The 16233-nt window shown below is 68.4% G+C and carries 11 protein-coding genes; 3 read left to right on the top strand and 8 right to left on the bottom strand.

Going from position 1 to position 16233, the window contains the following annotated elements:
- Nucleotides 1-24: 24 nt before the first annotated feature.
- From ACGF4F_RS13115 to ACGF4F_RS13130, 4 genes are all read right to left on the bottom strand, one after another.
- Nucleotides 25-2352, bottom strand: a complete 2328-nt coding sequence (locus ACGF4F_RS13115) for a glycoside hydrolase family 28 protein (protein WP_393077268.1) — start codon at nucleotides 2350-2352, stop codon at nucleotides 25-27.
- Between the two features lie 293 nt (nucleotides 2353-2645).
- Complete coding sequence (locus ACGF4F_RS13120; RefSeq protein ID WP_393077271.1) at nucleotides 2646-4070, bottom strand: glycoside hydrolase family 28 protein; 1425 nt, start codon at nucleotides 4068-4070, stop codon at nucleotides 2646-2648.
- 473 nt (nucleotides 4071-4543) lie between these two features.
- Nucleotides 4544-6226 (bottom strand): glycosyl hydrolase family 28-related protein, encoded by a 1683-nt coding sequence (locus tag ACGF4F_RS13125; RefSeq protein WP_393077273.1) that lies wholly within the window; start codon nucleotides 6224-6226, stop codon nucleotides 4544-4546.
- 73 nt (nucleotides 6227-6299) lie between these two features.
- Nucleotides 6300-6638: a hypothetical protein gene (locus tag ACGF4F_RS13130; protein ID WP_393077276.1), complete on the bottom strand. Its 339-nt coding sequence runs from the start codon at nucleotides 6636-6638 to the stop codon at nucleotides 6300-6302.
- A 182-nt stretch (nucleotides 6639-6820) separates the two neighbouring features.
- Here ACGF4F_RS13130 and ACGF4F_RS13135 point away from each other — a divergent pair, with 182 nt between their 5' ends.
- Both ACGF4F_RS13135 and ACGF4F_RS13140 read left to right on the top strand, forming a co-directional pair.
- A complete protein-coding gene (locus ACGF4F_RS13135) occupies nucleotides 6821-7696 on the top strand; it encodes an oxidoreductase (RefSeq protein ID WP_393077278.1) in 876 nt (291 codons plus the stop codon).
- A 258-nt stretch (nucleotides 7697-7954) separates the two neighbouring features.
- Entirely contained in the window at nucleotides 7955-10000 is a 2046-nt protein-coding gene (locus ACGF4F_RS13140; protein WP_393077281.1) for a S8 family serine peptidase, read from the top strand.
- Nucleotides 10001-10098: 98 nt separating this feature from the next.
- Here the strand turns inward: ACGF4F_RS13140 and ACGF4F_RS13145 are convergent, their stop codons facing one another.
- The 4 genes from ACGF4F_RS13145 to ACGF4F_RS13160 all read right to left on the bottom strand — a co-directional run bounded on the left by ACGF4F_RS13145 (nucleotide 10099) and on the right by ACGF4F_RS13160 (nucleotide 14657).
- On the bottom strand, nucleotides 10099-10995 hold the full coding sequence (locus ACGF4F_RS13145; RefSeq protein WP_393077284.1) for an NAD-dependent epimerase/dehydratase family protein: 897 nt from the start codon (nucleotides 10993-10995) through the stop codon (nucleotides 10099-10101).
- Nucleotides 10996-11128: 133 nt separating this feature from the next.
- Nucleotides 11129-12865 carry an ATP-binding protein gene (locus tag ACGF4F_RS13150; protein WP_393077287.1) on the bottom strand — a complete coding sequence of 579 codons (1737 nt, stop codon included), beginning with the start codon at nucleotides 12863-12865 and terminating at the stop codon, nucleotides 11129-11131.
- Nucleotides 12862-13608, bottom strand: coding sequence for a response regulator transcription factor (locus tag ACGF4F_RS13155; protein ID WP_357443590.1), 747 nt, complete (start codon nucleotides 13606-13608; stop codon nucleotides 12862-12864). The genes ACGF4F_RS13150 and ACGF4F_RS13155 overlap by 4 nt, the downstream gene beginning before the upstream one ends.
- A gap of 146 nt (nucleotides 13609-13754) precedes the next feature.
- On the bottom strand, nucleotides 13755-14657 hold the full coding sequence (locus tag ACGF4F_RS13160) for a phytanoyl-CoA dioxygenase family protein (RefSeq protein WP_357443592.1): 903 nt from the start codon (nucleotides 14655-14657) through the stop codon (nucleotides 13755-13757).
- Nucleotides 14658-14895: 238 nt separating this feature from the next.
- Between ACGF4F_RS13160 and ACGF4F_RS13165 the strand changes: the two genes are divergently transcribed.
- Nucleotides 14896-16185: a D-alanyl-D-alanine carboxypeptidase family protein gene (locus tag ACGF4F_RS13165; RefSeq protein ID WP_393077292.1), complete on the top strand. Its 1290-nt coding sequence runs from the start codon at nucleotides 14896-14898 to the stop codon at nucleotides 16183-16185.
- Nucleotides 16186-16233: the final 48 nt, after the last annotated feature.

Here is a 16233-nt window from a genome sequence, read left to right on the forward strand (position 1 = left end):
GAATGGTCAGGGACTTCAAGAGATTCATGCGTCCGCGGCCACGTGGTAGACGATCGTGTTGATGTTGATTCCGTTGAACAGGTTCAGCGCGACATAGTGACGATCGGTGTACCAGTACTGGTCGTCGTTCAGCGTGATCGTGCCACTCGTGAAGGAGCCGTCCGCGTTCACGGTCACCGGAATCGCCGTGCCACTCCTGTCCACGAAGATGCGGGCCGTGCCACCGATTACAAAGCCGGGGTATTTGGACAGGTCGACCTGGCCGGTGATCGTGAAGCTGTGTCCGGAGACCTTGTTGATCACATTCGGGTTGCCGACGCTCACCGGCGTCAGTTGCACGGTCTCATCGCCTGCGTGAGCTACCGCCTCGTCCAGGACGTTCAGCGGTGTCGTGTTGTAAACCGTCTCCGCTCCGGTCGACGGGTCGAGGTAGGTTACATTCTCGACAACCAGGTTTCTTATGTTCTTGTTCGAGTTGAATGCGGCCTGCAGTGTGTTGCTCGTGTGGAAGGTCGAATTCCGATAGTAGACGTTCTCCACCGGTGAACGCGAGGCTGCGCTGGAGAACTGGAACGTGGTTCTGCCCGGAGTCATCGTCGGCGCGGTGTTGACGTCGTCCAGGTAGATGTTGCGGACCGTCGGGTTGAAGATGTCGGCGTTGGGGAACGACACAGTTTCGGAGTAGTTGCTGTCGAGTTGGACCATCGCGGACCGCGCCATCTTCAGCAGATTGTGCCGGAGGTAGATCTTCTCGACGAATCCACCCCGGTACGAGTTCGTCTTGATCTTCAGGATCATCGCCAGCCCAGGTCCACCGAACTCGTTGTGTTCGATGAACACGTTCCGGATTCCTCCCGACATCTCGCTGCCCATCGAGATCGCGGCGGAGTAGGTGCCGATGTTGTCGTTGTTGTACAGCGAGTCCCGGACGATGATGTTCTCGCTTGGTTGCCGGTGCAGCCTGCCATTGACGTTTCGGCCGGCCTTGATCGCGGCACCGTCATCGCTGACCGTAACCCGGTTCCTCTCCATGACGACGTTCTTGGAGGACTCCGGGTTGGTTCCGTCGTCGTTGTTCCAGCCGGTGGCCTCGAAGTCTTTGGTCTTGTCGCTGTAGATGTCGAGGTCTCTGATGAGTACGTTCTCGGAGTTGAGCGGGTGGACGATCCAGAACGGCGTATTCCTGATCTTCACGCCCTCGATGAGGACGTTGCGAGAATGGTTCGTTTCGATGAAATGCGGCCGGAAGGTGGACTTCATGGCCACCGCGTCCGCTGGCGGCGGAACGTGTTTTACCGTGTCCCCGTCGATCACCGGGATCGCGCTGGGCATATGCCCGTCGTCGGTGAATATCCGCTTCGTGATCGGCACGTCCTCGAAGTTCATCTGGTTGAGGATGCCGTTTTCACCGTACGGAGCGTCGAGGCTCTTGTTCTCCACCGACGGCTCACCCCAGTAGCCCTTCTTCCACGGTCGCCAGTTCCACATGTCCTCCTGGCCGTCGAGGGTCCCGCCGCCAGTGACCGCGATGTTCGTCTGGTTGAGCGCGTAGATCAGCGGAGAGAAGTTGTAGAAGTCGGTCCCCTCATAACTGCTCAGGACGACCGGGTAGTACTTGTTGGTCTTGTTCCGCATGAACTTGACCACGGCACCGGTCTCAATCCGCAGGTTGACATTGCTCAGGAGGGTTATCGCCCCCGAGTAGTAGGCGCCGTTGGCGTTGCGTGAACCCACGGCGGGGATGACGACGATACCACCGCCGCTCTCGTGACAGTCTCTGATCGCGGCATGAATCGCCTCGGTGTAGTACCACACCTCCTGCGAGCTTGCGACCAACGGTGACGTCTTGTTCGCCGGGTTGTCGGCCTGATTTCCGACGTAGAATGTCTCGGTGACGCGTCGCACCAGGCCGGCATACTTCGGGTCGGTGATGTCGCAATAGTTGTCTTTGAAGGTCGGCGTGTTGGCGTTGACCGTCTGGTCTATCTCGTTGTACTGGTCCTCGTTCCAGTACGCGCCGTCTCTTTTCTTGGCGACCGGATCGTAGATTGCCAACCGATAAGCGAATCGGTCCTCGCCGTTCTCGGCGGTAACCTGGAACTGATCGCCGTCGGCGATGACGCCCGACCGCTTCTCCTGATGATCTTTGTTCACCACGATGTGGCTTTGTCTCGACGTGTCCTTGGCGACGATCTGCGCCTTGAGTTGTTGAACGGTCACGCCGTTCCTGACAGTGATGGTCGAGGTCCCGACAGTTTTTATCATGCCGGATTTGTTCTGTTTGGCGACAACGACGGTCCCGGTGGAACGCCGTTCCGCCGTGCTCGCCGAGATTCGACGGGATCTGCCCATGCCACGCGTGGTGCGCTTGCGACCACCAGCGCGGCCACCGCGACAAGCATGACCCGTCTCCTACCTCGCCTCTTCATCGGTATGACCTCCGGTGTGCGTGTCGTTACCGTTCATGTTTCGAGGAGCAGCCGAACTGATGGCCGGCGCGTTCGTCCCGCGTCATCCAGTCGGCGCGGCCACCTCGCTGTGCCGGGCACCAACCGGCCCGGCGAGCACGACGATCTCCGGCCTTTCCAGAGCACCGTGGGACCGAACACCGCCGGGACACTCTTCGGCTCGGTTCCGGGCCAGGCTCAGATCACCAGCTCCACGCCGTTCTGGCGGACGTTCTTGAGGACGAGGTCATCGACGTATTCGACGACGTTGGGCTGGCTGGTGGCGCCGAAGTCGATGTCGGTCAGGGTTATCCCCCTGACGTGGTCGTCCGCGTAGCCGCGGAGGTTCAGCGCCCGGGTCGCGCTCCCCACCATGACGTTGCGGACGTCGATGTCGCCGACGATCGGGTTGAAGCCATGGCCCGGACCCTCCTCATAGAAGAAGTTGATGTCAATCACGGACCCGCCGACCTCCCCGATGGTCAGGTCGCGGGCATGAAAGGCCTCGATGAAGCCACCGCGAACGCTGTTGGTCTTGAACCGCAGCGCGATGTTGAGGTTGGGGCTGGACATCTCACAGTCCCGCACGAAAACGTTGCGGGCACCGCCGGACATTTCGCTGCCGATCGTCACGCCGCCATGGCCGTCGCGCATCGTGCAGCCCTCGATGAGGATGTCCTCGCTCGGCACGTTGACGCGGCGACCGTCGGCGTTCCGTCCCGACTTGATCGCGATGCAGTCGTCTCCCGTGTCGAACGTGCAGTCACGGATGACGACCATGCGGCTGGACTCCGGGTTGCAGCCGTCGTTGTTCGGCCCGTGCGAGTTGACGGTTACACCCTGCACGAGCACGTTCTCGGACAGCACCGGATGTATCTCCCACATCGGTGACCCGACGATGGTGATTCCCTCGATGAGGACGTTGCGGCAGCGGTAAGGCTCGACGAAGGACGGCCGCAGGTAGCCGCCGTCGCCGAACACCCGTTGCTCGACGGGAACTCCCTGCTCGGCCTGCGCGAACAGCGCATTCCTGGCCTCGGTCTGCCGCGGGTCACCCGGCTTCCAGCCGAACTTGGCCGCACCGCACCAGGGCCACCAGTTCTCCATGTCGGCCTGGCCATCGAGGACGCCGGAGCCGGTGACAGCGATGTTCTCCTGCTCGTACGCGTAGATCAGCGGCGAGTAGTTGTAGAGTTCGACCCCCTCGAACCGGGTCAGCACGGCGGGCAGATAGTCGGCGGGGCGCCGGCTGAACAGCACCACCGCGTCGGCGGTGACGTGCAGGTTGACGTTGCTCAGCAGGTGAATCGGACCGGTCAGCCACCGACCGGCTGGCACGACCACGTGGCCGCCGCCTGCGGCGTGGCAGGTCTGGATGGCCCGCTTGATCGCTTCGGTGCAGTGGGTGACGCCGTCGCCAACGGCGCCGAACTGCCGGATGTCGTACGAGCGGTCGAGGAAGTGGGGGCGGCGCACCTTGCCGCTGATGTACTCGGCCCGGGCCCACGGGTTGCCCGGCGGCAACGGGGACGCCGCGGCGCTGCCGGACGGCAGCGCATAGGCCGCCAGCCCCACGGCGCCGATGCTGCGGAGAAACGTGCGGCGGCTCGGTTGGCTCGGCATGGGAAGCCTCCTCGATTGCTTGACCAAGGCGTGGGTAAACCTTTTCCTTGGTTGTCGTCGTTTCCCTTACTCGGCAAGACCCTTCAAGAGCGGAGCGAGCGCTGCCCAGACGAGCTGCGGGGCTTCGTGCCTCACAACGCGGGCACGAGTCCCTCCCAGCGCACCACCCGGCATGGTGCCGGCAGCCCGGCCGCCGCCCCGTTGGTCGCCAGTGCTCTCCAGCCCCGGGGCGGGCGTGCGCGCCTAGCCGGTGCCCGGCTTCCGGCGCAATGGCGCAGGACGACACGTCGGGCAATCCTGCGAGTCAGAGTATCGAGCCATCGAAGCGAGTCGCTAGTACCTGACCGGATGTGGCCAAATCCCTTCCTCTGTCCGGCTTCTCCGGCCATCCGCCGCAGAACTGAGCCGCGTCGACTCCCACGTACGTTCCAGTTCCGCCGCGCAGCAGACGGCGTCCTAGCGACCAAAGATCGTTAGCGCCGTCCGCGCTGCGCCACGTACAGGTCCTCGACCGACGGTGCTGACCCGTGGGCGGCGAGCAGCGATTCCAGGTCGCCGGAGAAATCGCGGGTCAGCCCGCTGCTGGTGTACTCGACGCCCTGCACGCCCACCGTGAGGCTGCGCGGCGCCACGTCGGCGATCGTGACCGCGTACTGGCGGCCGTTGGTGATGCGGACGTTCCAGTGGGTCATCCGGGCGCCGAAGAGGGGACCCGACGCGGCGGAGCCACCGACCCGCCCGTTGTTCTCGAGCGTGATGTTGGTCCGGGCGTTCTCGAAGGGCATTGCCCGGTGGGAGTCGAAGGTCCCCTCGGCCATGCGGCCGCCTCGGTAGACGTTTCCGGCCGACAGTCCCTCCAGGTTGAGCCCGTGATGGATGGCGTCTGAGGGAACGGGGACGGTGAACCGTTCGATCTCGAAGTCTTCCACGAGGTTGTCGTTGGACTGCATGCGGCAGGCGAAGCTGTGGTGGGCGGCGCGTCCGCCGACGGTGACTCCCGTGATGGTGATCGACTTGGCGGAGGTGAGTCCGAAACCGAGGTCGCAGTTCTCCACGCGGACATCCCGCGCCCAGCAGTCATGGACCGCCTGGAAGCACACCCCGTTCGAGCCCGGATGCCTGTTGTGCGCGGTCTGCGGGACGAGTTCGTTCCTGATCGTGAGGTGCTCGACGCCGGCGTCGTGGACGGTGGGGCCGATGGCGCGCAGCCGGGCCGGCCATCCGGGCCGGAGGTCGTACTTGAGTGGCTGGGCCAGCCGGACGGTCCGCTCGCCGAGCACCGCTTCGACCCGCACCGGCCACTGCAGGGTCGCGTACTGCACGTACTGCCCGCCGGATCCGGTGACGAGTTGAGGCGCGCCGCGTGGCCAGTCGTAGTCCCGGGTGCCGGGGACGTCGCCGGCGAGATGCTTCAACAGGCTCGCGTCTGCCGGGTTCTGGCACTCGAGGACGAGCATGTCCCCGGCAGTCAGCCGGCTCGTGCCGGACACCATGAGGGTCCGCTGACCACGGGAGGCGACGCCGACCTCGGCGAGCACGTCACCGAGCAGCCACCCTTCGGTTCCTGCGTAGTCCTCGGCCTCGCAGCGGGCGCGGCGCTCGGGCGAGACGAACCAGATCTGGCCGCCGGTCCAGGACCAGCGGCTGTTTCCGTTAGGCTGGCGGTTCGGCCGGTAGCCGTCCTCGAGGTGGCGCGTGAAGTGCAGCACGGTGGAGTCGCGGCCCGCCCCGCGCAGCACTACTGAAGACCAGTGCATCCAGACCGGCCCGGACAGCGTGTAGGTCCCCGGCGGTACGAGGACGACTCCCCCGCCGCGCTCGCCCGCGTGACGTACGGCGGCGTTGAATGCCGCCGTGCAGTCCGTCCCGTCGGGGCGGGCGCCGAAGTCGGTGACCTTGGCGATGACCGGGGGCGTCGGCGGGCGCTCGCCGAGCCGGTAGCCGGCGGCGGACACGTCCGGCAGCAGCGGGTGGCAGCCGGGGGCCTCCCGCCACTGTTGCAGGAGTTCGGTGGAGGCGTCCCCCGATGGCCCGGCGGTCTCCACGGCCGCCGCCGGCGCCGGCCGAGCGGTGCCGGCGAGTGTCGTGGCGGCGGTGGCTGCCCCCAGGCCGAACAGCCCTCGTCGGGTAATGGCGGGACGGCTGATCAGCGGCATGGCAACTCCTCCGCGCGTGCGGGTGAAACCGTTTGCGGTGCGAGGTTCACGACACCAAAGGGTTGGCCGCCGGTCAATGCGTTACGAGACTGAAACTTGTTTCAATATTGATCTTCCTCCGCGCGGTCGTCGGTCCGCAGGCGGGCAGAAGTTGCCAATGGAGGACTCGGGAAACAGTTCCGGACGGCAGCTGGCGCGGATTCCGTTCCACCGTGGGCCGGTCCAGGCGGGCCACCTGCGGGTCACCTTGGGAGCCGGCGAAACGGCGATGGTGACGTGCACGGCTACGACCGCTGATCCCGAGCGCGCTACCCAACTGCGACAGCGTGCCGTGCAGCAGCGCATACGTCCACGGCGTCGCGAAGCCGGCCGTGATGACGAGGTCGTACCAGGCACTCGCGCGGATCGGCACGGGGTGCCCCTTGCGCGCGGCCGGCCAGGCCGGGCCCTAAGCGGGCCTGCCATCAGCTGTCCGGGCCGCCGGGACAGTTGCAGTGCTCCCCTGACGCTAAGAAATCTGACAGGGATCTTGGCGTGGCACCATCGGGCACACGACCGACTGCGCAGGTCAGGGGCCATGGCTATGTTCGTCCGATGCCTACTGGAAAGATCACCGCGGCTGCGGCGGGTACGTGGACGCTCGGCGACTTGACCGTCAACCGGATCGGCTTCGGCGCGATGCGACTGACGGGCAGCGCCGCCTTCAACCTCGGCACGCCAAGCGACCGCGACCGGGTCATCGGTGTGCTGCGCCGGGCGGTCGAGTTGGGGGTGAACCACATCGACACCGCAGCGTTCTACTTCTCCTCGCTGCGCTCGGCCAATGAGCTGATCAACCGGGCGCTGGCGCCGTACCCCGACGATCTGGTCATCACCACGAAGGTCGGCCCCGGCCGGGATCCGTCGGGCGATTGGCTGCCCCTGGCCCGGCCGGATCAGCTACGTGGGCAGGTCGAGGAGAACCTGCGCCAGCTCGGCCGCGACCAGATGGACGTGGTGAACCTGCGCCAGCACGGCCTCGACTCGATCGCCGAACATTTCGGTGCGCTTGCCGAGCTGCGCGACGCCGGCCTGATCCGGCACCTGGGCATCTCCAATGTCCGCCCGCAGCATCTCGCTCAGGCCCAGGCGATCGCCCCCGTCGTGTGTGTGCAGAACGCGTACGGCATCGACAATCGCACCAGCGACGAAACCCTCCGCGCGTGTGGCGAGCAGGGCGTCGCGTTCGTGCCGTTCTTCGCGCTCGCCGGTAAGGGACGGGAGGCCGGCGGCGTCGCCGACAACGGCACGGTCCTCGCCGTCGCACGCGCACACGGCGCCACGCCCGCCCAGGTCCGGGTCGCCTGGACGCTGAGTCGCGGGCCGCACGTCTTGGCCATCCCGGGAACGGGCAACCCGGATCACCTGGTCGAGAACGTGGCCGCCGGCGCGCTTCGCCTGTCCGCGGACGAACTGGCCAGCCTCGAATAGCGCCACGCCGGTCGGCCCCGCCGAGGTCGCCGACCTGGTCGAGCAGCATGCGAAGCGCATGAAACCAGCAGGGCCAAATGCCGGTATATCAGACCGGCAGGCTGACCGATTAACCGAAGGTCATAGGCGTTTCACCTGGCCACGGCCATCAACCATCCAGCCGAGTGTGCGCTGAGAATTGCTCGCCATATCATCACTCAACCCAAGATCGGGTGACCCCCTCACCCTCTTTTCGGAAGGCCCGGAATGAATTCCAGGTTGGGCAGACATGCCCTCATCGTCAGCACAGCGACCAGTGTCCTTGCGGCGCTCGGTGCGGTCCTCGCGCCGAGCGCGGCGGCAGCCGAAGGTCCCAACCTCAGCTATGTCGTCAACGCCGTCGGCAAGGCGCAGACGACGGATGCCGCCGCAGCGGTCACCGAGGCCGGCGGCCAGGTGATGGTCTCGTATGCGCAGATCGGCGTGGTCATCGCCCGCTCCACCGATCCTGCGTTCGCCCAGAAGGTGAAGGCGGTCGCGCACGGCGGCGCCGTCCTCTCCGCGGGCGCCACCCGGACCGCCGCCCTGCCCGCCATGGCGGAGGACACGGAGGAAGTCGACGCCTACGTGCCGGACGCCCTGGAGAACGCGACCCGGCAGAGCGACATGATCCTGATCGGTGCACGGGCGGCCCACGAGGTCAACCTCGGCAGCTCGACCGTCACCGTCGGCGTTCTCGACGACGGGATCGACGCCAACCACCAGGACCTCGCCCCGGTGGTGGATCAGTCAAAGTCGGTGAACTGCGTCGGCACCGGCGCCCCGGACACCACCCCCGGCGCGTGGCGCCCCAGCAGCCTCACCGCCGACTACCACGGAACGCACGTGGCCGGCACGATCGCCTCGGCGAAGAACAACGTCGGCATCGTCGGCGTCGCGCCCGGCGTGAAGCTGGCCGCCATCAAGGTCGTCAACTCCTCCGGCTTCATCTACCCGGAGTACGCGATCTGCGGCTTCATCTGGGCGGCCGAGCACGACATCCAGGTCACGAACAACAGCTACTACATCGACCCGTGGCTGTACTGGTGTGAGAGCCAGGCCGACCAGGCTCCGGTCGTCGAGGCGGTCCGTCGGGCCGTGAACTACACCACCGATCGCGGCATCCTCAACGTCGCCGCGGCAGGCAACGAGAACCAGGACCTCGCCAACAAGACGGTCGACACCACCAGCCCGGACGACACCACCCCGATCCGGCGCACCCTCGACCCGAGCTGCCTCGACCTGCCGTCGGAGCTGCCCAACGTGGTGTCGGTGTCGTCGACCACCCAGCCCACCGCCCCGGCGAACGCGGTCGGGCCCTGGTACCCCGGCCTGACCACGCAGCCGGCGCGCTCGTCGTTCTCCAGCTTCGGGCTCGGGGTCGTGGACGTGGCCGCGCCCGGGTCGAGCATCTACTCCACCTCGCCCTCGACCGGGGTGGCCAGCTACCGCACGCTGTCCGGCACCTCGATGGCCTCGCCGCACGTGGCCGGCGTCGCTGCGCTACTGGTCTCCAAGCACCCCGGCGCTACCCCCGACTACATCGCCGAGTTGCTGCGCAAGCAGGCCATTCCGCTCGCCTGCCCCACCTCCGGCACCGACTACACGCAGGGCCGGTGCAAGGTCGACCCGAACAACCCGAAGGTCAACGGCTTCTTCGGGTACGGCCTGGTCAACGCCTACAAGGCGGTCACCGAGGACGAGGACGTCACGCCGCCCACCGTCACGGTCACCGGGGTCAGCCAGGGTGAGCAGATCACCCTCGGCACCACGGTCACGCCGGCCTGCTCGACCACCGACAGCGACAGCGGGGTCGCTGCGCCCGCCGCCCTGTCCGTCACCGGCGGTCCGAGCGTCGGGTTCTTCACCGCGACCTGCTCCGGCGGTCGGGACCGTGCCGGCAACAAGGCCGCCCCGGTCAGCGTCACCTACCAGGTCGTCTACGACTGGCAGCCCTTCGGTTCGCCGGTCAGCGCCGACAAGGTCAACGTCGTGAAGGCCGGCAGCGCCGTCCCGGTCAAGTTCGGTCTCGGTGGCGATCAGGGGCTCGCCGTTCTCGCGTCGGGCTTCCCCGAGCTGCACGCCACGACGTGCAACACCTCGGCCGCGCAGGAGGTGGTCCAGCAGACCGTCACGGCGGGCGCGAGCACGCTGACCTACGACCCGGTCACCAAGCAGTACCAGTACGTCTGGAAGACCGACAAGTCGCTGGCGAAGACGTGTGGACGCCTTGAGGTCACGCTGATCGACGGCACCACCCACTCGGCGAACTTCCAGTTCAACTAGCGCTCGCCGTAGGCGGTGGCGGTCCGCGGCTCCGGCCCCGGACCGCCACTGCGTGGACGGGTTGCCCGGCCACCGCCCGGGGTCGGGGGTGCCGGCGGTCAGCGGTCCACGTGGTTGCGCCATGAGTGCTGAGGCTCGTAGCCCAGCACCCGCCGTGCCTTGTCGATGCCGAGCAGGGTCTCATGCTCGCCGAGTTCCTTGCGGACCTCCACACCCGGGTAGACCTCGGCCATCAAGCTGGCACTGGATCTGCTCATGACCGTGTCGGCGTTGGCGATGATGAAGACGTCGGCGCCGGGCTGGTCGTGGGCGAGGGCCCGCTCGACCGCCTGGGCACCGTCACGGGCGTCGATGTAGCCCCACAGGTTCCACCGGCGCAGCCGGGGGTCGGCGTCGAAGGACGGGAACTGCGCGTAGTCCTCGACGTCCATGACGTTGGAGAACCGCAGGCCCACCATGACCAACTCGGGGTCCCATCGGCAGAAGTGCCGCGCCATCTCCTCCTCGAGCGCCTTGTTCAGCGAGTAGGTCGACTCCGGGCGCGGCGGGCACTCCTCGTCGAGCGGCGCGTACGGCGGCGGGGTGTCGAACGGCAGCCCGAGCACGGTCTCGCTCGACGCCCACACCACCCGCTTGATCCCTGCCGCCCTGGCCGCGGCGAAGACGTTGTACGTCGCGGCGGAGTTGTTCGCGAAGGTGGCCGCGTTGGGCAACAGCCCGGGGGCCGGCACCGCTGCCAGGTGCACGACGGCGTCGACCCTGCCGGCGTGCTCGTCGGCGCCGCCGGTGAAAGCCTCCACCACCTGCCCGTAGTCGGTGAGGTCGACGAGCAGGAACTCGCCGTCGACCTCGCGGGGGTCGCGCCCGGCGGCGCGGTCCACGGCCAGCACGTCGACGCCCACGGCGCGCAGGTGCGCGACCACGGCGCGACCGAGTTTGCCGCTGGCCCCGGTGACGACAACGCGCCCGGGGAGTGCGGCTTCGGGATCGGTCATGGTCACATCCTTTCCTGCGGTAGGCCGTGCCGCGCACGAGGGTGCGGCCCGCTCGGCTCCAGCGGTGCGGCGGTGGCGGGTGGCGTGAGGGTGTGCCTCGGCGGCTGCCTGGACGCCGACAGCCGCGCCGACGTCATCGGACGAGGGTGGGCAGGGTGATGGTGAAGGTCGTGCCGACGCCGACCTGGCTGGCGACCGTGATGGTGCCGGCGTGGTCGGTGACGATCTGCCGGGCGATCGCGAGTCCGAGCCCGCCGCCACCGGTGTGCCGCCCGCGGGCCGGGTCGGCCCGCCAGAACCGGTCGAAGATGTGCGGCAGCGCCGAGGGTTCGATGCCGGTGCCGGTGTCGATGACCCGGATCACGGCGACCGCGTCGGTCCGGCCGGCGTGCAGGGCGACGCTGCCGCCGGACGCGGTCGCCCGCACCGCGTTCGTGATCAGGTTGCCGAGGACCTGCCGCAGCCGGTCCGGGTCGGCGTTCACCACCGCCGGCCCGGCCGGCGCGTCCGAGGCGGCCGGCTGGGCGGCCGGTGCGACGTGGACGCTCAGGGCCACCCCGGCGGCCTCGGCTCGTGCCCGGTGCGTGGCCCGGCAGGTCTCCAGGAGTTCGGCGACGTCGACCGCCACCCGGTGGTAGGTGAGTCTCCCCGCCTCGGCGAGCGCCAGGTCCTGCAGATCGTCGACGATCCGCTGCTGGAGCACGGCCTCCTCGTGCAGGGAGGCGAAGAGTTCCGGGTCGGGGGCGATCACCCCGTCGGCGAGCGCTTCGAGGTAGCCGCGCAGGTTGGCCAGCGGGGTGCGTAGTTCGTGAGCCACGTCGGCGACGAGCCGCCGTTGTCGTTCCTCACCGCGTTGCAGTGAGTCGGCCATCCGGTTGAACGAGCGCCCGAGGTTGGCCAGTTCGTCGTTGCCCTGCACCGGGACCCGGCTGTTCAGGTCTCCCCGGCCGAGGTGCTGGGCCACGGTGGTCAGGGTCCGGATCGGACGCAGCACCCGATGGCTCAACACGGCGGTGCCCAGGATGACCACGAGCGCCACGCCGGCCGCGGCGGCGAGCAGTGGACCGGTCGCCACCGGGCGCGCTGCCTCCCCACGGGCACCGAAATAGATCCGGACCGGCACGGGCGTCACGTCACGGATCCCCTCGGTGAACGCGCCGGCGAGGCAGCGCAGCTGGTCCTCGCGGGTCGCTGTATCGGCGGGCGGGCGCTGTGCATCGGCGGGCACGGGGATTCTCTCGGTCCTGTCCGTGGAGGCCGTGCCGCAGGCCTTCACCTGCCCGGTCGCCTCGGCGTCGTCAGCGGCGACGGCGACGCTGTCGCAGTTCGCCATGATCTCTCTGAGGTCCGGTTGCCCCGGCGACACGGGCGCGAACTGCGGCAGACCGAGGTAGCCGGACGAGCGCTCCAGCGGGACTCCGCCGGCCGTCAGGCAGGCCGCGTACCGGGCGGTGTGGCGGTATTCGGCGATCGCCATGGCGGTGGTCTTCGTGGCATCGGGGCCGGCGACGGTCAGCGGCAAGGTCGGCCGGGGATCGACGATGGCGCTGCTGCTGCCGAGCGGACGGGCCGAGCGGCCTTCCTCGGTGTCGGTGTCGACCAGCACCTCACCGGACTCGGTCACCACGTGGATCCGCTGGCCGGTCCTGGATCGCAGATCCCGTACCAGGTCGACCACCCCGGTCCACGTCCCGTGTTCCTGGCCGTACCGGGTCAGCTGTCCGGTGACCAGGTCGACCTGTGTCTGGTCGGCCGCCGCCGAGTCGAGAACCTGCTGGGACGCCTGGCGCAGGGTCAGCCAGGCGGTCGCCACGGTCGCGGTCACCGCGACGAGGACGACCAGCAGCAGTAGTCGCAGCCGGAAACTCACGGCCGGCGACCCGCCGACTGCCGAACCGACGAGCCGCCGAGGTCGGCCGACCCCGGCCGGGGAGCCGCGAGCCGGTAGCCGCGGCCGAAGACGGTCTGCACGTAGCGTGGTGCCGCGGGATCGGTCTCGATCTTGCGGCGAAGGTTCATCACGTGCGCGTCGACCGTACGCTCCAGCACGAAATGGTCGAAGCCGAACGCTCGATCGATGATCTGGGTCCGGGTGAACGCTCGTCCCGGCTCTCCAGCGAGCACCTCGAGAATGCCGAACTCCTTGGCGGTCAGCGTGACCGGCCGACCCGCCACCCGTACCTCGAATCGGCCCGGGTCGACCTCCAGGTCGCCCACCTGCAGCACCGCCTGGGTTCCCGCGGTGACGACACCGGCCCGCCGGAGCAGGGCCCGCACCCGGGCGGTGAGCTCGCGCGGGCTGTACGGCTTGGTGATGTAGTCGTCGGCGCCGATGTCGAGGCCGAGCAGGACGTCGTCCTCCGTGGTACGGGCGGTCAGCAACAGGATGGCCACGTCCGATTCGGCGCGTAGGATCCGGCACACGTCGAGTCCGTCGATGACCGGCATCATCACGTCGAGGACCACCAGGTCTGGACGGCGGCTCCGGGCCTGGTCGAGCGCGCTGCGCCCGTCGCTGACCACCAGCACGGTGTGTCCCTCGCGCTCGAGGTAGAGCTGAATCAGGTTGGCCTGCTTGGGATCGTCCTCGGCGACCAGAATCCGTCCGCCCATGTCGCTCCATCCTGATCGGGCCCGGGGGTGGCCGGCACGTCACGGCGAGCCGGCCACCTTGTCGTCACTGACGGTGACGATGTCCGGGGTGGTTCGTGAGGTCCGACGCGCGGCCCTCGTCGCAGAGGGTAGCCATGCCGGCGGCTTCAGCGGAGCCAGGGGATCCTCCGGTCGAGCAGCCCGCGATGCTTGAGTTCCTGGCGCAGGGGGATGTCGTCGTCCACGTGCCCGTCCCAGTTGATGCCCCAGTAGTTGGCCGTGTGCTTCCCGTCGCCCAGCAACTGGCGTTGCACCGGCGTACGGGCCGCCCACCACGGCCCCTCCCGGTCGACGTGCAGGTCGTCGAGCGGCCGGATCCAGCGGTACGTGTAGCCGACGAAGAGCATCTTGCGGGTGATCGCAGAGCGGTTCGTCGATCGGGAGTGCCAGAGCCGGCGGTCGAAGACGAACGCGTCGCCCGGCTCGGCGGTGATCTCCACCGTGCCCGCGGGATCCGGATGGTGCGCCGACACGTCGTCGGGTCGAGGCAGGCTGTTCCGCACCTGGCTGCCTGGGATGATCTTCGTGGCGCCGCGACCCGTCTCGGTGAGGTCGGACAGCACGTAGGCCACCTTGAGCGAGAACATCGGCCGGGGCACCGCCGGATCCAGCGTCTCCGGGTCGGAATTCTGCCGATAACCGTCCTGGTGCCACCCCCAGTACGGGCGCTCCGGCTCCCGCGCCGGCGGTGTCACGTCCAGATGGTGGTGATGCGTATAGATGTTCCAGCCGAGCAACCCCCACACATAGGGAAACGTCACGGGATGAGTGAGCAGGTCACCGAAAAGGTGGTCGCGCTCGAGGAAACCCAGCAGGTGCAGGGAACCGTCCGGGCCGGTGTTGCCGGTGGCGGTCGCCCGCCCGTGGATCCGGTCCACCGCCTGCTCAAGTGCCGCCCGGTGTTCCTCGGTCAGCACGCCACGCAGCAGCAGAAAGCCCTGCTCGTGGAACTCCTTGCGGTCGACGTCGCTGATCGGCTCGTACCCCGTCCGGCCGTCGTATTCATACATCGGGCGATCTCCATCGGCGTGATTCCTGTCGTGGTGATCAGGAGCTAACCGGCCGGGTGTGAAGAAGCTGTGCGATTCGCATGGGTAACGGATGCGCCCCTTGCCGACGGGTCCGCACCGAGGAACGATCCGTCTGCAGCGGCTGCCCGACCGAACTTGATCGTGCGCCGACAGCAGCGACACCGACATCAGCGCGCCGTGGCACACGCCGGCCTGCCACCCGGGGGGACATAACCAGATGCTCGACTCCGCGACGACCCAGGTGATCAAAGCGGTCCCGCCCCAACCGGCGAACCAGGGGCGCCGACGCGGTCACCGGTTGCTGATCAGCGGCCTGCTGGCCCTGCTCCTCGCCGCCACCGCGCTGGTCGCGGTCTCGCCGCTGCGCCGCCCACTGCCCGCCCCGACGATCACCCGGACCCTGCCCGCGTCGACCACCATCCCCGGCAAGGCACCGAAGGTGCCATGGCCGAAGACCGGGCAGGCGGCCCTCTCGGTCGAGGGGGTCGGCTCGCTCGGCACCTCAGGCGGGCGCAAGCCGGTGCCGATCGCGAGCGTGACCAAGGTGATGACGGCCTACGTCATCCTGACCGAACACCCCCTCGACCGGGGCGAGCAGGGCCCGACGCTCACCGTCACCGCGCAGCAGGCCGCCGCGTACCCGAAGGAGCAGGCGCGCGGCGAGTCCCTCGTGCCGGTCGTCGCGGGCGCGGTCTTCACCGAACGCCAGGCGCTGCAGGCGCTGCTGCTCCCCTCGGCGAACAACATGGCGCGGATCCTCGCCGCCTGGGACGCCGGCAGCATCCAGGCATTCGTCGCCAAGATGAACGACACCGCCGCGGCGCTCGGCATGACCGGCACCCACTACACCGACCCGTCCGGGTACGACCCGGGCACCGTCAGCACCGCCGTCGACCAGGTGATCCTGGCCCGCAAGGCGATGGAACTGCCGGCGTTCGCGGAGATCGTGGCGCAGAAGACCGCCACCCTGCCGGTCGCCGGCACCGTACGCAACTACAACTCCCTGGTCGGCAAGGACGGCGTCGTGGGGATCAAGACCGGCTCCACCGACCAGGCCGGCGGCTGCCTGGTCTTCGCCGCCGTCGTCAAGGTGGGCGGCCGGAACTTCACCATCGTGGGCGCCGTCCTCGGGCAGCCCGGCGCCCACACCCCCGAGCAACTGGACCGGGTGTTCCGGGCGACCCGACCGCTGGTCCGCACCGCCGCCACGGCGATCGCGGTACACCCCGTCATCCGGGCCGGCGATCAGGTCGCCACCGTCCGCGGCCCGCTCGACGGCGGCACGACGCTCACCGCCGTGCAGGACCTGACCGTGGTGGGCTGGCCCGGCATGCGGGTACGGCTGGACGTCGACATCCCGGCCGTGCCGGCACGGCTGCCGGCCGAGACCGAACACGGCCGGGTCACCGCGGTCGCCGGCGCGGGTACCCCGATCGCCACCCCGCTGCGCACCGGAGCCGGGCTGGAGCCGCCGAGCACCTGGGACCGGATCCGACAGCACCGCTGAGCCCGCGCCCGGCACCGGCGCACCCGTGGGCGGACACGCCGCACTAGC

It is taken from the genome of Micromonospora sp. NPDC047740, assembly GCF_043204735.1.
Classification (GTDB): domain Bacteria; phylum Actinomycetota; class Actinomycetes; order Mycobacteriales; family Micromonosporaceae; genus Micromonospora.